The organism is Serratia sp. PL7, assembly GCF_945957435.1.
The window spans coordinates 130623-147666 of record NZ_CAMFLB010000022.1 but is presented as its reverse complement, the minus strand read 5'-3'; the positions used below and the strand labels follow the sequence as shown (position 1 = coordinate 147666).

Genomic DNA, 17044 nt, shown 5'->3' with positions numbered 1-17044 from the left:
GCTGGTAAGGGGCAAACTTCATGCCAAGCAGATGACGCCAATGGGCTTCGGCAGCCTGCCAATTTTCCTGCATCACCAGGGCATCGCCGTAGAGGACCTGTTGGCTGAACGCGATAAGATCGTTCGCTGCCAGCTGTGCCGCAGGCTGGATCGCTGCGGTGACCGCGGCATAATCCTTTTGCTGATAGAACAGCCAGGCATTATGCATATATTCCCAGAGCGGCAGCTGATTGGCGGCAACAAACATCGGTTTGTACCCCTGCAGCATCTCATCGGTCACTTTCGGCATTGACTGGTTATCGAGATTGTACTTGCGCAACCACTTCATGGTTTGGGTAAAGGTCAACAACGGGGCATCGGCACTGCTGACAAAGGGCGGCTCCGCACTGTCATAAGGAATGTTGCGGCTCAGTAGAATTTGGTCCCCTTCATCAATCATCGCGCCAAGCGTATTGATATCGGTGGCCGCGGTTATCTCGCTTTCATACAACTGTGCCAAACGCGGCCAGTCGGACAGATACCAATTCACCCGGCGCTGTAATCCCTGCACGGAATCCACATATTCGCCTTTGGGATAAGCGGCCAGATAGGCCTGCGCACGTTGCAATGCCAGGGTACCCGCCTCTTTATTAGCCCGCTGCGGATCGAACATGCCGTACTGATCCGTGGCATTTTCAGTGATCTGGTTCAAGGCCACACGGAACAGCATATAAGCGGCGGTTTCGGCTACCCAAGGCTGATCCGATTCTTTAAGCCTTTGGAACCCGGTATCCGCATCAGCAAACTGCCCCTGATAAAACTGTTCCGCACTGGTGAGGTAATCTCTGAACGCCGCTGCATGGGAACCTGCGGCATAGTTTGCCATCAGCGGTAAAAATTGCTCCGGCTGCGCTTCCCCCCGGTAAATTTTGGCCCGGCGCAACGCCAGTAAGTCGCGTTCCGCCTGATCTAGCTGCTGGTCTGCCAGCAGGGCCTGGAAAAATTGGCTTAATGAGTCTGGATTATTAGAAACCCAACGCCCCTCGTTTTCTGTTGAAACCCCGGTTAATCCCGACGGTTTAATGCCTAAGCTTAACGCCTGTATATTGAGAGGATTATCCTGCAGTACGGCAGTTTGAGCAGGTGCGGTGGCCTGATCGGTTTCAGTGGCGGCTTCACCAGGGAACACGCCAAACGTGTATCCTCTGCTGCGGCTAATATCCTGCGGCAACGACGACAGTGCCACGGGTAATTTACGCAGTCCCGCAGCCAGCATCAGCAGATTGACGCGGGTATCATTATCGGCGGCCAGGTAGGGCACACCGCCCATTGCGCAATAATCACTCCAACTGCACCCGGTTTCATCGGAGGAGGCCTGTGCGAACTGGCTGGTACCAGCGATGGTTGAGACCACCGCGGCTACTATGAGTTTTTTCATCGATATCCTTACTTATCTCCAGTGCTCACTCTCATCCCGAGTGAATTTTGCCTGAGATAGTGTCGTAAGCATGGAGAAAAAACAATACGGCGAAAACCAACCGGCATACGCGGACTATTCCCCTACCACAGGCCACCTTGCCGCAGCCAGTAATATAATTCGCCATTACGCTTGAAGCCGAGCTTGCGCATCGCCGTGAGTTTATGGGTGCTGACGGTCTTGACGTTAAGCGAAAGTTTACTCGCGATCTCGTCAGGTGTTAATTCCTCTGAGATCCCTTGCAAAACGTCGCGCTCGCGCGGGGTCAGATGCAAATGCCGACACGGACTTACCGTATTGTCTGTCAGAGACGACCGACTTGCCTGCTCAAACATCTCCTCAACCAAATGCACCAAGGCATCAGGCCGTTCCTTGCGACCTAATAGGGCGAGCTCATGCTGACGTATTATATTCTCAGCGGCCGTATCACGTATGATAATCGTCCCAAGCCGCCGATTTACCGGATTTTCCCGGCGGGAATTGAACCGCGATGACCAGCCAAAGGGGTTGACACAAACCATCAGGTCGATCGCTATCCCAGGCGCAACTGGCACAAAACTCCATGTACAGCCTTTAGCGAGAAAATAGTCCTGCAAAATATGTTGAATGCCCAGAGCAAAATAACGGTTGCTATCCTGAATAGTGATAACAATATGTGGTGTCATTTTAGTTCCTTATGAATCGGCAAGAAAACACGGCGATAATATGGGTTTCGTTTATATGGAAAATCATCCTTGACGCTGTCGCCCTCAAACAAGGGATGCGGATACCTCCGCATGCCCAAAATAGGTTATGCCTATAATGACGTAGCCGATTACTGGTCAGCTAAAGTGGAAGCTGGCAACCGCCTTGAATTTGCCTTTGGTAACAGTGGCAGACGCACCATCACCCTGCAGATAGGCAATGAAGCTCAAGGTATTATGCCTTTTTGCAGCTTTTGGATAGTGGTTGACGCAGTCAGTTTAATAGGACAGTTAGCATCCTCAATGACAAGAGCAGCCCCCAATTTACCAGGGTCTGCGACAGCACCAACGTTGCCTGTGAAGAAAGGAGTCACTTTACCGACTTCACCATTACGTACACTCTTTAAACGCTTTTGCCGGTGGTTTGGCGTTGCGATAAATCTTAATGATCAGATAATGAACAAGCAAAATAACCTGATTAATACGCAAAAATTAGAATTAACCACTAAAAATTATCAACTTTAATATATTTAATGTCATTTTGAGCGAAAAAAAACCGATATGCGAGTAGGTAATACTGTCTTGAATTCAACTAGTTATTATTGCTGAAAAAATAGTTCAAATCAGGGTTGACTACGGTAGCGGGTTACCACTAAATTCCTACGCACAGTCAAACCATTAAGACTATTCTTATCACTGGACGCAGTTCAACACTAACACCAAGGATGCTCGGTTATCGCCATGAAATATATAATAAACCTTAATATTATCTTTGATCCTGACAATAGAATATTGACGGTTAAAAATGACATTCAGCAATCTGTTGAATTATCAAAGCCAGCAACCCGGTTACTCAGTGAGTTGATTAACAACAATAGGGTCAACCTTGCTCGCGATGACCTGCTAAAAAACGTCTGGGCGGACTATGGTTTTTCGCCGTCTAATGCCAGCCTGAATAACCATATTAGTGAGTTACGCAAAGCCTTCACTAATCTCGGCGTGAGTAAAGATATCATTTCCACCGTGCCCCGCGTCGGTTTTAGAATGGATGCGGAAATCCATCCGATACAAAAATCGGTTCAGGGAATAACAGAAGCAGCGCCGAACAACGGGGTTCCTGTCACTGACAAATACAGCACCTTTTCAGAAAACCCAGTGCCTACAATGACCGAGCAAGGAGAGCATCAATCTATCTATTTATCGTTAAAAAAACACAAGATGATAATTTACATACTTGCAGTTTTACTGTTACTGACCACGGTAACTGGCACGACTATGCTGAGACATAGTCAAAAAGAGAGCGTGAACTTCGTGGTGACTCATGAAAAATGTAGCATCTATAACTTAAATGATGACAAGCCAAATAAAGCTTTTACCGCTAAGATCATCAAAGAGATAGCAGCAGAAGGCATAGACTGTTCGCGGGAGGAGCTAGATGTTTTTTATGCAGAGGCACACCCTAATAACGACCGTTTCAGAGTCCGGCTGCTCGCTGCCTGCAGTAAAATTGATGCCGCCAGCTATAAAAATTGTTTAAATTACAAAACAGTAGAGTAATAACATGAAAAAGATCGTCGTAGCCCTGCTGTTGGTTATTAGCTTATGTTCAACTCTTTTTTATATATATCAGGTACAGTCCCGCAAGCCGTTCCATTGCGATGCTCAATTGTTCGCGCACCTCAGAATCAATGAAGCTGACGAAGTTGAGGTCAACACTCATATCGACGTCATTTTCAGGTCGGCTTATGATGGGATTTTGAAATTTTCCGGCTCAATCAAGAATAAGGGCAATGACTATATCCTGCGAAGGACCGTCTACTTTACCGTCGCCCCATCGGAGCTGGAAAACGTGAACGAAATCGTCTTTACCCGAACAGAGAGCCACCCCACGGATAATACGCCAGCAGACCTTTGGCAGAACCGAGTATTACCGCAAACCCCGGGCATCGGGTTTTACTCAAAGATCAGGGGGTTAGATAAAAATGCCATTATTATCAAAGGGTTTACCAATCCTCTGATCGTCTGTATTCGCCACTAGCGGCACCACGGATAGGTGGCTACCGGCAGTGCTGCCTGAACAGGCGAGCCAGGTAGGCCCCCATCGGCGTGAGCGTCGTATCCTTTCGTTGGATCAGGTAGAAGGTAGCTTGTGGTAAGGCTTCGTCCAATTCCAACGCTACCAGATGGCGGCCCAGGATCGGATCGGAGATCACATCAACCGACAAAATGCTGACAAAGTCACTCTGCGCCACCAGGCTGGTACAGGCCATAAAGGTTTCGCAGGTGACGCTGATCGCCGGTGCCATCCCCATATCACCAAACAGTTCATGTAGCAGGCGGTAGTAGCTGCCATTGGGGGTTGGCATAGTCCAATCGCAATGTTGCAGCTCCTTGAGCGTGCGGGCGTTTTCACACGGGTGCCCCTTGCGTACCACCACCTTGTATTCTCTTTCCATCAGCCGCTCAAAGCTCAACTCATTGTCCATGCTGCTGGGGTAGTAGGTATTAATGGTAAAATCCAATTCCCCCTGGCGTAGCTCCGGGATCATCGAGACCAGTTGCCCCTCCACGATGCGCACCTTCACATTGGGATATTCGCGGTGAAACTGGGTGATCACTTTCGGCATTACCGTGCGGGCAACGCTGCCACCGACGCCGATATTGACAGAGCCACCCGCTAACCCCAACCGCTGCTGAATATCTTCCTGCGCCACCCGCAGTTCTTCGAGGATCAGGCTGGCATGCTGAAAAAAGTTATCACCGCAGTCGGTTAATACCACCCCTTTGCTGCGGCGGACAAACAGCTTGGCTCCGAGCACCTCCTCCAACTCCTGAATCGACTTGGTCAACGCAGGCTGGGAAAGGTTACAGGTACGGCTGGCGGCGCGAATACTGCCCTGGCGGCTGACTTCCACAAAGGCGCGTAACTGGTGCAATTTTATCGAGGCTGGCATAGGCGATTTGCGATAACCGTTGTTTATCAGTAGCAAGATATTGGCATCTTATTTAACCCGATACCATTGTGTACATTCGAAAAAAACAGAATAAATAACCCAATCATCATTTCGCTTATTTAAACGCAGTATCGCGCTCAATAAGCGCCATTCACGGCTTTTTAGTAACTAATTACGCAAATATTCAATTTTAATTTAATTGCCTGACCTCCACTGCTGCCTGAATTTCATTCAAGGCGTGATAACTAATGGAAAACTGCTATGAACACTCCGCTTTCAACGTTGGTGACCGAACTGTATCCGCAACTGCAAGCCTGGCGCCGTGACTTCCACCATCATGCCGAATCCGGCTGGCTTGAATTTCGTACCGCTTCGCTGGTGGCGGAAGAGTTGGATCGATTAGGTTACCAGTTGCAACTTGGCCACGAGGTGATCAACGCCGAAGCCCGCATGGGGCTCCCCTCTGCACAAATCCTGGCGGCGCAGGAACAGCGAGCCATCGAACAAGGTGCCCTGGCGAAGTGGCTACCCTTCTTTTCCGGCGGGTTTACCGGCATTGTCGCCACGCTGGATACCGGCCGCCCTGGCCCCACCATCGCCTTTCGCGTCGATATGGACGCGCTCGATCTCAACGAACTGCTGCATCCCGACCATCTGCCATTCCGTGAAGGTTTCGCCTCCTGCAATAGCGGCATGATGCACGCCTGCGGGCACGATGGGCATACCACCATCGGCCTGGGGTTGGCGCGGGTATTCAAGAGCCTGGAGCCACAGCTGCATGGCCGCATCAAGCTGATCTTCCAACCGGCCGAGGAAGGTACCCGCGGGGCCAAATCGATGGTGGAAGCCGGCGTGGTCGATGACGTCGATTTCTTTACCGCCGTGCATATCGGCACTGGCGTACCGGCCGGGGAACTGGTGTGCGGCAGCGACAGCTTTATGGCTACCACCAAGCTGGACGTCACTTTCCGTGGCGTGGCCTCCCATGCCGGTGCCAAACCGGAGGATGGCCGTAATGCGCTGCTGGCGGCGGCTCAGGCTTGCGTTGGGCTGTATGCCATTCCCCGCCACAGCGAAGGCAGTTCACGTATAAACGTTGGCGTGTTGCAAGCGGGCACTGGCCGTAACGTCATCGCAGACAGCGCCCTTATGAAGGTAGAGACTCGCGGCGCCACCAATGACATCAACGAATTTGTTTACCAACAGGCGCTCAACGTCATCCGAGGGGCCGCCATCATGCACGGGGTGGAATACGACATCGCCCTGATGGGCGCAGCACAAAGCAGCCAGCCGACGCAACCTTGGGTGGATTACATCCATCGCCAGGCACTCAGCATCAGCGAACTTAGTTCAGTCGTTGATCGCCGCGAGCAGGCAGCGGGCTCTGAGGATGCCACCTACATGATGGAACGGGTGAAATCTCACGGTGGGCAAGCAACCTATGTGATTTTCGGTTGCGAACTTAGCGCCGGTCATCACAACGAGAAATTTGATTTTGACGAGCAGGTCCTCACCGTGGCGGTAAAAACGCTGGCCAGCCTGGCACTGAACCTACCGACTTTTGGGAGCGCAGAATGAAACAGCCGGAACTGGTCTCTTTTATTCACCATTACATCAATAGCCATCAGGCCCGTTTCAGTGCCTTAAGCGATGAGATCTGGGATCATCCGGAAACCCGCTTTGCCGAAATCCACTCCGCCGAGCTACTGGCAAACGCCATGGAACAAGAGGGTTTTGAGGTTGAACGCGGCGTCGGTGGTATCGAAACGGCGTTTATTGCCAGCTTCGGTAGCGGCCATCCGGTGATCGCCTTATTGGGTGAATACGATGCGCTGGCCGGCCTGAGCCAGCATGCAGGCTGTGCCACCCCGTCTCCGCTGGTGGAAAACGGCAATGGTCATGGCTGTGGGCATAACCTGCTCGGCACCGCTGCACTGGCCGGGGCCTTTGCGGTTAAAGCCTGGATGGAACAGCAACAGTTAACCGGCACGATCCGCTTTTACGGCTGCCCAGGAGAAGAAGGCGGCTCTGGTAAAACCTTTATGGTGCGTGAAGGGCTGTTCGCCGATGTGGATGCCGCTCTCACCTGGCACCCGGAAGGCTTCAGCGGCATGTTCAACACCAGCAGCCTGGCCAATATTCAGGCCGCGTTCCGCTTCAAGGGCGTCGCCGCTCACGCGGCCAACTCGCCACATCTCGGCCGCAGCGCGCTGGATGCCGTGACGCTGATGAACACAGGAGCCAACTTTCTGCGTGAACATATCGTGCAGGAAGCCCGGCTGCATTATGCGGTCACCAATACCGGCGGCAGTTCCCCCAACGTGGTGCAGGCCGATGCCGAAGTGTTGTACCTGGTACGCGCTCCCCAGCTCGATCAGGTGCAGGATATTTACCAGCGCCTGGTCAACGTTGCCAAAGGTGCAGCGCTGATGACCGACACCCAGATGACGGTGCACTTTGAAAAAGCCTGTTCCAACTACGTCCCCAATCGCCGCCTGGAAAAGGCGATGTATCAGTACGTGTGTGATTTCGGCTTGCCGGATTACAACGATGAAGAGCGGCGTTTTGCCACGGAGATCCGCCAAACGCTCAGTAAAGACGACCTGCGTAATGCCAAACTGAACATTTCACGTACTGGCGGGGTGGCCGGGCAGGAATGGGTACGGCAGTTGGGCGATAAGGTGTTGATGGACGAGGTCGCCCCCTACGTGGAGTCACAAGAAATCCTGTACGGCTCTACCGACGTCGGCGACGTCAGTTGGGTCACGCCAACAGCCCAGTGCTTCAGCCCCTGCTTTGCTCTTGGGACGCCGTTGCATACCTGGCAGTTGGTCGCCCAGGGCCGCACCTCAATAGCCCATAAGGGCATGTGCCTGGCAGGTAAAGTGATGGCCGCTACCGCCGTCGCTTTACTGAGCGATAACACCTTGCTGAACGCTTGCCGCGAGGAGTTCCGTCAGCAACGTGCCGAACAGCCATACCAATGCCCCATCCCTGCGGGGGTGAAACCTACGCCTTTGAAGTAAATCCCGGCCGTTCTGGCTCCCGTTCCGAGCCAGATCACCATCGCGATCCCTAAAACTATAAAAATCTGATTACGGACAAGAGGGTAATATCATGAGTGAGATAGCATCATCCGCCAATAAAAGCCCCGGGCGTATTTTTTACTGGGTAGAACGTATCGGTAATAAAATTCCCAATCCCTTCCTGTTATTCGTTTATTTAATCGTGGTGTTAATGCTCGCCACCGCGCTCATTTCCTGGTTGGGCCTGGTGGTGAAAAACCCGGCTACCGGGGAAATGATCCAGGTAAAAAATCTGCTGAGCGTGGAGGGAATACAATGGATCCTCCCCAATATCATTCACAACTTCAGCGGATTTGCGCCATTGGGCGCAATCCTGGCGCTGGTGATTGGTGCCGGTCTGGCGGAAAAGGTCGGCCTGTTGCAGGCGCTGATGTACAAAATGGCCTCACACGTCAGCGCCGGCTACGCCAGCTATATGGTGCTGTTTATCGCCTTCTTCAGCCATATTTCCTCCGATGCCGCGCTGGTGGTGATGCCGCCGCTGGGGGCGTTGATCTTCCTGGCCGTCGGGCGTAACCCCATTGCCGGGCTACTGGCGGCGATCGCCGGTGTCGGCTCGGGGTTTACCGCCAACCTGCTGATTGTCACCACCGATGTGCTGCTTTCCGGCATCAGTACCGAAGCGGCCAAAGCGGTTGACGGCGCAATCCACGTCAGCGTGATCGATAACTGGTACTTTATGGCCACCTCGGTGATCGTACTGACCATTACCGGCGCGTTGCTAACAGATAAATTTATCGAGCCACGGCTACCAAAATGGCAAGGCACCTCCGATGACAAACTCGAAGCGCTCACCCCATTACAAAACCGTGGTCTGATGATGAGCGGTATCGCCGCGCTGGTGTTTATCGCCGTGATGGCCGCGCTGGTAGTACCAGAGGGTGCCCCACTGCGCGATCCGCAAACCGGCTCGGTGATCCCTTCCCCCTTTATAAAAGGCATTGTGCCGATCATCATCCTGTTCTTTTTCACCGTCGCCATCACTTACGGCGTCGTCACCAAGAGCATCCGACGCCCGGACGATATCCCCAACCAACTGGTCGAGCCGATGAAGAACATGGCGGGCTTTATCGTCATGGTGTTCCCGCTGTCGCAGTTTGTAGCGTTCTTCAACTGGAGCAACATGGGCAAGTTTATGGCCATCGGCCTGACGGATCTGCTGGAGGCGGCCGGAATGAGCGGCGCACCGGCGTTCCTCGGCCTGATGTTCCTGTCCGCCTTCCTGTGCATGTTTATTGCCAGCGGCTCCGCCATCTGGTCGATCCTGGCCCCGATCTTCGTACCGATGTTTATGCTGTTGGGTTTTCATCCGGCCTTCGCTCAGATGATTTTCCGCATCGCCGACTCATCCGTGCTACCGCTGGCACCGATGTCGCCATTCCTACCGCTATTCCTTGGCTTTCTGCAGCGCTACCTGAAAGACGCCAAACTCGGCACCTATTACGTGCTGATCATGCCCTATCCGTTGGTATTCTTCACCGTCTGGACCCTGCTGCTGGTGGTGTGGTACCTACTGGGGCTGCCTATCGGGCCTGGGGTCTACCCGAAAATGGGGTAAACCAATGCCGAAAAAATTGTGCTCAATAACCCGTCTTTTGGCGTAAGCTGAACCGATTATCCCCGCCGGATGCTTGCTAGCCGGTGGGGACACTTATTTCAATGCGCTAAGGACCTGCTATGAGTCGTGAAATCAACAAAGATACGCAGCTGTGTATGTCACTGGCCGGTCGGCCTGGCAATTTCGGCACCCGTTTCCACAACTATCTGTATCAGGAACTGGATCTGAACTTCATCTATAAGGCGTTCACCACCAAAGATATTCAGGCAGCGGTCGGCGGCGTGCGCGCTTTGGGTATTCGCGGCTGTGCGGTTTCCATGCCGTTCAAGGAGAGCTGTATTCCGTTCCTTGATGAGCTGGATGCGTCGGCCACAGCGATTGAGTCGGTCAATACCATCGTCAACGACGACGGCTTCCTGCGAGCCTATAACACCGACTATATCGCCATCGCCAAACTACTGGCGAAATACCAGATCCCCCCGACCACCTCGTTTGCTCTGTGTGGCAGCGGCGGTATGGCCAAGGCGGTGACCGCCGCCCTGCGCGATGCCGGGTTCAAGAACGGCCATATCATTGCGCGCAACCCACAGGCGGGCCAGGCGCTGGCAGCGCAATATGGTTATCAGTGGCAGCCAGAAGTGGGCGATTTGCAGGTTGAGATGGTGATTAACGTCACGCCGATCGGCATGGCGGGCGGTAGCGAAGCCGAGCAGTTGGCCTTTGAACCGGCCACTATCAAGGCTGCGAAAATCGCCTTCGACGTTGTTGCACTGCCAGCAGAAACCCCGCTGATCCGCTATGCACGGGAACAGGGTTTGCAGGTGGTGACCGGTGCCGAAGTGATCGCTCTACAGGCTTTGGAGCAGTTTGTGTTGTACACCGGCGTGCGTCCCACCGATGAGCAAATCACCCGTGCTGCGGCACATGCTCGTGGCTAAATAGCCCGAGAAAATATCAACCGGCTCACCACGTAGGGGCGCTGCAGGCTGGCCCGTTGAAATAATCAATGGGTTAAGTCGATTGAGGTTGTCAGCAGTATCATGGGAATTAGGGGAGAAGGGGGCAGATTTCGCGGGGATAAACAGGTAATAGCGCCCTCTTCCTCGAGTTAGGCAACCCGAAGAAGAGGAAATGGCTGAGTTTCAGATTACTTGGCCACGCCTTCCATTCCCACCAGCCCCACTTTCAGGTAGCCGGCTTTGCGTAGCGTATCCATCACGCTCATCAGCGTTTCATAATCTACGGTCTTGTCCGCCTGGAAGAAGATGGTGGTTTCTTTATTCGCCTGCGTGCGTTGATCCAGCACCGCCGTCAGTTGTTCCGCCGTCACCGGCTCATCACCCACGTACAGCTGCTTGTCTGCCTTCACCGACAGGAACACCGGTTTTTCCGGACGCGGCTGCGGTTTAGCGGAAGAGGCGGGCAGATCGACACGAATATCTACCGTTGCCAGCGGCGCAGCCACCATAAAGATGATCAACAGCACCAGCATGACGTCGATAAACGGCGTCACGTTGATTTCATGCAGTTCGCCGCTGTCGTCCAGATCTTCATTTAAGCGCATCGCCATAACTCACCCCACCCGCAGTTGGTGCGCATGCTGCGAACGCTTGGCATCGGCCGAAGCCGCCAGATCCAGATCGCGGCCCAACAGCAGCAGCACCTGCGCCGCCACATCGCCCACCTGAGCACGGTGGCCGCCAATAACGCGAGCGAAGATGTTGTAGATCACTACCGCAGGGATAGCTGCAACCAGACCGAGCGCGGTGGCCAGCAAGGCTTCCGCAATCCCCGGGGCAACCACTGCCAGGTTGGTGGTTTGCGAATGGGCAATGCCGATAAAGCTGTTCATGATGCCCCATACGGTGCCGAACAGGCCGACAAACGGTGAAATGGCGCCGATGGTGGCCAGGAAGCCATTGCCACGCCCCAGCTGACGCCCGTAGGCCGCTACGCGACGTTCCAGACGGAAACCGGTACGCTCTTTAATGCCGTTGTTGTCGTTAGAAGCCGCCGACAGCTCCAGTTCGTTCTGCGCATCTTGCAGCAACACCGCACTGATGCTCTCTTGCGAGAAGCTTTGCGCCAGTTCGGAGGCATCGTCCAGCGAACGCACGTCGGCCAGCGCCAACTGCTCACGGCGCAGACGGCGCTTGGAACGAAACAGCTCACTGCCTTTGGCAAACAGAATGGTCCAGGTGACGATAGACGCCAGCACCAGGCCAATCATCACGATTTTCACTACGATATCGGCGTGCTGATACATGCCCCAGACGGAAAGGTCCATACCACGCGTTTCAGGCGGTTGGATGGTCGGTTCAGGATTAACCGGGGTGATATTTTCCGGGGTACCCGCCACTGGGGTTACCGCTGTTGGTGTGGCCGGTGTCGTTGCCGCGGCAACGCTTTCAGCGACTGCTGGTGCAGTGGCCGGAGCCGCCTGAGCGTTGCCCGCCAACCCCACCACCAATACCAGTGAGGCGATCACACTGCGCCCCAATGCGCCCCATTGCCCACGGCCTGCGCCCTGAGCACTTAGATTTGTCATTTTGCCAGCCGTTTTCACGCTGTGCCTCCACCCATTTCAACATTTAAGGAAGAATTCAGCGTGCGATCATATCAAACCAATCAGGGATTGATAGTAGTTATCATTATTATTTGAAGAATTACGCATCGACGAGCAAAAAATGATACACCCCCAGTCACTATCAGGGTTTGCGCGTCGTTTGGCATAACATTGCCTACCCATAATGCTAACAAAATCATCACTCGAACTGCGGCTTTTTACCCCAACAGGCCATAAATGGTGTCAATAATTCACGCCATCACTGCGGGAAAATGCCTATTGGATGACCAGACGAACGCAGTAGGCAAAGTATCTACGTAGAGTCGCCGGTTGATGAGGAGTGGCTAGAATAAAATCACACAGTAAGGCACGAGGTTTTACGGCGTTTTACTTGGCCATCCCAACGGTCGCCTGTACTTTTTCCGAGTTTTACGGCCTTTGCCACATTTTCTATGCTCTGTTTAATGTCCGCTTAAGCTAATAGCGGTACACTATATTGTGCTCTTGGGCCTCACCGCCGTGTGTGGCCTAAATTTACCGGTGAGCATGGCTATAACAGCACGGTAGCCTATAGAAAGTCAGCCCAGGCACCTCAGGATAAAAAATGGATGTATTAAGAGAGATTGTTCACGCACTGTGGACGCAAGACTTTACTGCACTTGCCGATCCCAGCGTGATTTGGGTGGTTTATGCCGTCCTTTTTACCACCTTGTTTTTGGAAAACGGTTTGTTGCCCGCTTCCTTCCTGCCCGGAGATAGCTTACTGCTGTTGGCCGGAGCCTTGATTGCCAAAGGCGTGATGAACTTTATCCCCACGCTGATTATTCTGACGGTCGCCGCCAGCCTTGGCTGTTGGCTCAGCTATCTGCAAGGACGATGGCTTGGCCATACCTCGGTGGTGAAAGGCTGGTTGCTACAGCTACCGGCGCAATACCACCAGCGCGCACACATGCTGTTTAACCGCCACGGCCTGGTCGCTCTGCTGATTGGCCGTTTTTTGGCGTTTGTACGCACCCTGTTGCCTACCATGGCCGGTATTTCGGGCCTCAATAGCGCCCGTTTTCAAATCTTTAACTGGCTCAGCGGCTTGCTGTGGGTAGGTTCGGTAGTCACATTGGGCTATGCCTTTAGCCAAATCCCGCTGGTTAAACGCCATGAAGATCAGGTGATGGCCGGGCTGATGATCCTGCCGATGGTGCTGTTGGTCGTTGGACTGCTGGGCGTGATGCTGGTCGTTTGGCGTAAAAAACGCGCCTCCTGAGTCAGGTGGCGGTTTTGCCCACCGCCATAGTAACCCATATCGTCATGCCTCTTATCCCTACTTAAAAAGTTGGCTGCAGATAAAATCTACAAATACGCGAATCTTTGGTGATAGATGCCGACTTGAGGGCCAGAGCGCCCAAAAGAACCCTTGATCCTTGGTGTGAGCATCAAGCAACGTCTCAATATCGCCCACGGCCAACGCCTCTTTGACTAAAAAATCAGGCATGTAAGCAATGCCATGCCCGTCAATGGTCGCCGTCAGCATTGCCTCCATGTTATTCAACGTAAGGGAAGAATTTAGACGCAACTGAGTTATTTCCGGGTCTGACGTTAATGTCCAATCCATGATTTTACCTGTCGTGACAAAACGGTAACGTAGGCAATCGTGCAACTCCAGATCGAGCAACTTCTCAGGTCGTCCTTTACGTTCCAGATAACCAGGGGCGGCACACAGAACAAAACGGAAAGGCCCAAGCCTACGCGACATCAGCCGCGAGTCCGCAAGATCACCGCTTCGTATCACCACATCAAACCCATCATTGATGAGATCAACAAGTTGATCGTTGAAATCTAACTCTAACTCAACTTCTGGGTAGGCTTTGCGAAAGTCAGGCATCATGGGTAACAGAAAGCGGTACCCGATGGTGGGTAGACTGACCCGCAAACGACCTCGGGGAGCTTGAACCGAATGCGACAGCATGGCCTCAGCGTCCTGCAAGTCATCAAGGATTTTCCGACATCGCTCGTAGAACATTTCCCCTTCAACAGTGAGGCTAACCTTGCGGGTACTGCGCTGAAACAAGCGAACGTTCAGAGACGCTTCAAGCCTCGCAACATTCTTTCCTACCGCCGTCGCGGAAATGCCTATGGCACGTGCGGCAGAGACAAAGCTCAGCGATTCTGCGGTTTTCACGAACGAGAGGATACTGGTCAGGCTCTCCATAGAATTAAGACCTTTTTGTTCATTATAAGTGGAGTTTTAACCCATTTATTCAAGATTGCGACCTCTATAGATTTAGTTTCCCAGATTGCTACAAAAATGAGGGATTACGCAATGGGTAACAATTCCGATCACTCTCTACAAAAAGGCCGTTACTACGTTCTCGGTGCTATTTGCCTAGCCGCCTTGGTATTACCGCTGAGTTTCACCGGGGGTGCCGTCGCCACCCCAACCATCAGCAAGGTTTTCAACGCCAGCCCATCTGCCCAAGCCTGGGTAACCAACGCGTTCATGCTGAGTTTCGGTAGCCTACTCATGGCCGCCGGCACGCTTTCGGACATTTATGGCCGCAAACGCATATTCACCCATGGCCTTCTGCTATTCATCATCGTCAGCTTACTTCTGGCCAATGCCACCAGCATTGTCTGGCTGGATATATTGCGGGCGGTTCAGGGGATAGCAGCCGCTGCGGCACTCGCTAGCGGTTCGGCCGCTCTGGCACAAGAATTCGAAGGGCATGACAGAACCCGAGCCTTTAGTCTGCTGGGAACGACCTTCGGCCTCGGCCTGGCATTTGGTCCAATGATTACTGGTGCGCTGATTGAACAATTCGGCTGGCGTTCGATCTTCTTTACCACCGCAATATTCGCTGCAACGGCACTAATCGCCGCCGTTTCACAGATGCACGAAAGCAAGAATCCGCAGGCTCAAAAGCTGGATCTTCCAGGTTTGGCGAGTTTTTCAGCGATGCTCGTACTTTTCACCACCGGGATCATCCTCGCCCCGCAAGCTGGATGGGGTTCATCGTTGATCGTGAGCTTACTTATCAGCGCGCTGACTTGCTTGATTGCTTTCGTGGTTATCGAGCTACGCTCAAAAGAGCCGATGCTCGAACTCAGCCTGCTCAGGCACACACGTTTCATCGGTGTCCAGTTACTTCCGTTAGGAACCTGCTATTGCTACATCGTTCTGATAGTGCTGCTGCCATTCAGGCTGATCGGCGTTGAAGGGATTTCCCCCATACAAAGTGGCTTGGTCATGCTGGCACTTTCGACACCGATGCTGGTGGTGCCGTTACTGGCTGCCTGGTTAACCCGTTGGATCTCTGCGGGCTCCCTCTCTGGCTTCGGTTTTCTGCTGGCGGCCACAGGGCTGTATATCCTCAGTCGAGTCCCTATCGGCGATCACCTGCAGTTGATTTTTGCCATGCTGATCATCGGTATCGGAGCTGGTTTTCCTTGGGGACTAATGGATGGGCTAGCGGTAAACGTTGTCCCCAAAGAACAAGCAGGTATGGCCGCTGGAATTTTTAACACCACGCGTGTCGCTGGTGAAGGTATCGCACTTGCAATCTCCATTGCCATGCTCACTACCCTGGTCAACAGCAGCCTCCTTAGGCTGCAACCGCAGAATGATAATAGCGAGCTGGTCCAACGCCTAATCATGGGGGATATGAGCCTCTCGCAAAATCTAGACCATGCGCAGGTACTGACCGCATACCAGGAGGGCTTTAGCACCCTAATGTTGATACTCTCGCTTTTTACTATTATTTCATCTTGCGCTGCGTTCTTCTTGCTGAGCCGGAAGGCGCGACTATAGCGCCATCCTCGCGGGCAGGTGGCTGACCAGCGCATCCACCGCCAGCCGCACTTTCAAGGGTAAATGCGGCGTGAGCGGCCAGACGGCATGCACTTCAAAGTCTTTCCCCGGTACCTCCCCCAATACCTGCTGTAATCGACCTTCCAGCAAGGCATCACGGATTAGCCAGCATGGCAGCCAGGCAATGCCAAACCCCGCCACCGACGCGTCGGCAATCGCCTGAAGATCGTCCATCAACAAGCGAGGTTTTGGCATCACTTCTCGCGTTGTTCCGTCTGCCTGCGGGATCAACCAGCTACGTATCATTGAGGCGTAGCGATAAGCGATGGCATCGTGCTGGGGCAACTCCTCAACGCTGTCTGGGACACCACTGCGAGCCAGATACTCCGGCGAGGCGCATAGGGTCATGCGGTTATCCCCTAACCTTCTAGCCACCAGCCCGGCACTGTTCGGCAATGGACCATTGCGCACCGCCAGATCGAATCCTTCCTCAGCCAAATCCACCACCCGATCGCTAAATGACAGATCGAGTTCCAATCCTGGATGCTCACGCGACAATGCGGTAAGCACCGGCGCGATACACAGGCGGCCAATCAGCACTGGCATCGAGACCCGTAACCGGCCACTGACCTGCCGCTTACCGCTTTCCAGCAGGTTCTCTGCGACGCGGATCTCTTCCAACGCCCGTAAACAACGCTCATAGAACAGCGCGCCATCGTCAGTCAGGTTCAGGCTGCGGGTGGTGCGGTGAAACAGGCGTACGCCCAACCGTTGCTCCAACCGGGCGATAGTTTTGCCCACCGCCGAACGGGAGAGATGCAACCTGTTGGCCGCCAGCGCAAAACTGCCCGCCTCCACCACGCTGACCAATACCGAAATGCCGCTTAATCGGTCACTCATCACTTGTAGCCTTTTAGGAAACAATCTTGTGAAATTTTA

General features: G+C 53.4%; 15 protein-coding genes and 1 pseudogene. 9 read left to right on the top strand and 7 right to left on the bottom strand.

What is annotated here, in order from left to right:
• Positions 1–1417, bottom strand: a pseudogene (locus tag N6G83_RS43160) (hypothetical protein); the annotation flags it as partial.
• A 122-nt stretch (positions 1418–1539) separates the two neighbouring features.
• Entirely contained in the window at positions 1540–2121 is a 582-nt protein-coding gene (locus N6G83_RS43155; RefSeq protein WP_074031247.1) for a helix-turn-helix transcriptional regulator, read from the bottom strand.
• Between the two features lie 111 nt (positions 2122–2232).
• Here N6G83_RS43155 and N6G83_RS43150 point away from each other — a divergent pair, with 111 nt between their 5' ends.
• From N6G83_RS43150 to N6G83_RS43140, 3 genes are all read left to right on the top strand, one after another.
• The gene (locus N6G83_RS43150; RefSeq protein ID WP_143182281.1) at positions 2233–2664 is read left to right on the top strand and encodes a hypothetical protein; all 432 of its coding nucleotides are present in this window, start codon (positions 2233–2235) and stop codon (positions 2662–2664) included.
• A 216-nt stretch (positions 2665–2880) separates the two neighbouring features.
• Positions 2881–3696 carry a transcriptional regulator gene (locus N6G83_RS43145; protein ID WP_081375830.1) on the top strand — a complete coding sequence of 272 codons (816 nt, stop codon included), beginning with the start codon at positions 2881–2883 and terminating at the stop codon, positions 3694–3696.
• 4 nt (positions 3697–3700) lie between these two features.
• Complete coding sequence (locus N6G83_RS43140; RefSeq protein WP_024529124.1) at positions 3701–4177, top strand: hypothetical protein; 477 nt, start codon at positions 3701–3703, stop codon at positions 4175–4177.
• Between the two features lie 19 nt (positions 4178–4196).
• Here the strand turns inward: N6G83_RS43140 and N6G83_RS43135 are convergent, their stop codons facing one another.
• Positions 4197–5093, bottom strand: coding sequence for a LysR family transcriptional regulator (locus N6G83_RS43135; protein ID WP_024482999.1), 897 nt, complete (start codon positions 5091–5093; stop codon positions 4197–4199).
• Between the two features lie 261 nt (positions 5094–5354).
• Between N6G83_RS43135 and N6G83_RS43130 the strand changes: the two genes are divergently transcribed.
• From N6G83_RS43130 to N6G83_RS43115, 4 genes are all read left to right on the top strand, one after another.
• A complete protein-coding gene (locus N6G83_RS43130; protein ID WP_074031246.1) occupies positions 5355–6671 on the top strand; it encodes a M20 family metallo-hydrolase in 1317 nt (438 codons plus the stop codon).
• Positions 6668–8119: a M20 family metallopeptidase gene (locus N6G83_RS43125; protein WP_074031245.1), complete on the top strand. Its 1452-nt coding sequence runs from the start codon at positions 6668–6670 to the stop codon at positions 8117–8119. The genes N6G83_RS43130 and N6G83_RS43125 overlap by 4 nt, the downstream gene beginning before the upstream one ends.
• 91 nt (positions 8120–8210) lie before the next feature.
• On the top strand, positions 8211–9737 hold the full coding sequence (gene abgT, locus N6G83_RS43120) for a p-aminobenzoyl-glutamate transporter (protein ID WP_024529127.1): 1527 nt from the start codon (positions 8211–8213) through the stop codon (positions 9735–9737).
• A gap of 119 nt (positions 9738–9856) precedes the next feature.
• Positions 9857–10675 (top strand): shikimate 5-dehydrogenase, encoded by an 819-nt coding sequence (locus N6G83_RS43115; protein WP_211136075.1) that lies wholly within the window; start codon positions 9857–9859, stop codon positions 10673–10675.
• A 209-nt stretch (positions 10676–10884) separates the two neighbouring features.
• On the opposite strand, the gene exbD is transcribed toward N6G83_RS43115, so the two are convergent.
• Together exbD and exbB are read right to left on the bottom strand one after the other, a co-directional pair.
• On the bottom strand, positions 10885–11307 hold the full coding sequence (gene exbD / locus N6G83_RS43110; protein WP_021179543.1) for a TonB system transport protein ExbD: 423 nt from the start codon (positions 11305–11307) through the stop codon (positions 10885–10887).
• A 3-nt stretch (positions 11308–11310) separates the two neighbouring features.
• Positions 11311–12303, bottom strand: a complete 993-nt coding sequence (gene exbB / locus N6G83_RS43105; protein WP_080673357.1) for a tol-pal system-associated acyl-CoA thioesterase — start codon at positions 12301–12303, stop codon at positions 11311–11313.
• A gap of 604 nt (positions 12304–12907) precedes the next feature.
• Here exbB and N6G83_RS43100 point away from each other — a divergent pair.
• Positions 12908–13564 carry a DedA family protein gene (locus N6G83_RS43100; RefSeq protein ID WP_021806837.1) on the top strand — a complete coding sequence of 219 codons (657 nt, stop codon included), beginning with the start codon at positions 12908–12910 and terminating at the stop codon, positions 13562–13564.
• A gap of 57 nt (positions 13565–13621) precedes the next feature.
• On the opposite strand, the gene N6G83_RS43095 is transcribed toward N6G83_RS43100, so the two are convergent.
• A complete protein-coding gene (locus N6G83_RS43095) occupies positions 13622–14509 on the bottom strand; it encodes a LysR family transcriptional regulator (RefSeq protein ID WP_211136074.1) in 888 nt (295 codons plus the stop codon).
• Between the two features lie 111 nt (positions 14510–14620).
• Here N6G83_RS43095 and N6G83_RS43090 point away from each other — a divergent pair, with 111 nt between their 5' ends.
• Positions 14621–16105, top strand: a complete 1485-nt coding sequence (locus N6G83_RS43090; protein ID WP_211136073.1) for an MFS transporter — start codon at positions 14621–14623, stop codon at positions 16103–16105.
• On the opposite strand, the gene N6G83_RS43085 is transcribed toward N6G83_RS43090, so the two are convergent.
• Complete coding sequence (locus N6G83_RS43085) at positions 16100–17005, bottom strand: LysR family transcriptional regulator (protein WP_211136072.1); 906 nt, start codon at positions 17003–17005, stop codon at positions 16100–16102. The two genes, N6G83_RS43090 and N6G83_RS43085, sit on opposite strands and share 6 nt — an antisense overlap.
• Positions 17006–17044: the final 39 nt, after the last annotated feature.

Coding starts and splice junctions, on each gene's coding strand:
- N6G83_RS43125 (WP_074031245.1), top strand. CDS start 6,668: ATGAAACAGCCGGAACTGGTCTCTTTTATTCACCATTACATCAATAGC.
- abgT (WP_024529127.1), top strand. CDS start 8,211: ATGAGTGAGATAGCATCATCCGCCAATAAAAGCCCCGGGCGTATTTTT.
- N6G83_RS43100 (WP_021806837.1), top strand. CDS start 12,908: ATGGATGTATTAAGAGAGATTGTTCACGCACTGTGGACGCAAGACTTT.
- exbD (WP_021179543.1), bottom strand. CDS start 11,307: ATGGCGATGCGCTTAAATGAAGATCTGGACGACAGCGGCGAACTGCAT.
- N6G83_RS43130 (WP_074031246.1), top strand. CDS start 5,355: ATGAACACTCCGCTTTCAACGTTGGTGACCGAACTGTATCCGCAACTG.
- N6G83_RS43095 (WP_211136074.1), bottom strand. CDS start 14,509: ATGGAGAGCCTGACCAGTATCCTCTCGTTCGTGAAAACCGCAGAATCG.
- N6G83_RS43140 (WP_024529124.1), top strand. CDS start 3,701: ATGAAAAAGATCGTCGTAGCCCTGCTGTTGGTTATTAGCTTATGTTCA.
- N6G83_RS43115 (WP_211136075.1), top strand. CDS start 9,857: ATGAGTCGTGAAATCAACAAAGATACGCAGCTGTGTATGTCACTGGCC.
- N6G83_RS43090 (WP_211136073.1), top strand. CDS start 14,621: ATGGGTAACAATTCCGATCACTCTCTACAAAAAGGCCGTTACTACGTT.
- N6G83_RS43135 (WP_024482999.1), bottom strand. CDS start 5,093: ATGCCAGCCTCGATAAAATTGCACCAGTTACGCGCCTTTGTGGAAGTC.
- N6G83_RS43085 (WP_211136072.1), bottom strand. CDS start 17,005: ATGAGTGACCGATTAAGCGGCATTTCGGTATTGGTCAGCGTGGTGGAG.
- N6G83_RS43155 (WP_074031247.1), bottom strand. CDS start 2,121: ATGACACCACATATTGTTATCACTATTCAGGATAGCAACCGTTATTTT.
- N6G83_RS43145 (WP_081375830.1), top strand. CDS start 2,881: ATGAAATATATAATAAACCTTAATATTATCTTTGATCCTGACAATAGA.
- N6G83_RS43150 (WP_143182281.1), top strand. CDS start 2,233: ATGCCCAAAATAGGTTATGCCTATAATGACGTAGCCGATTACTGGTCA.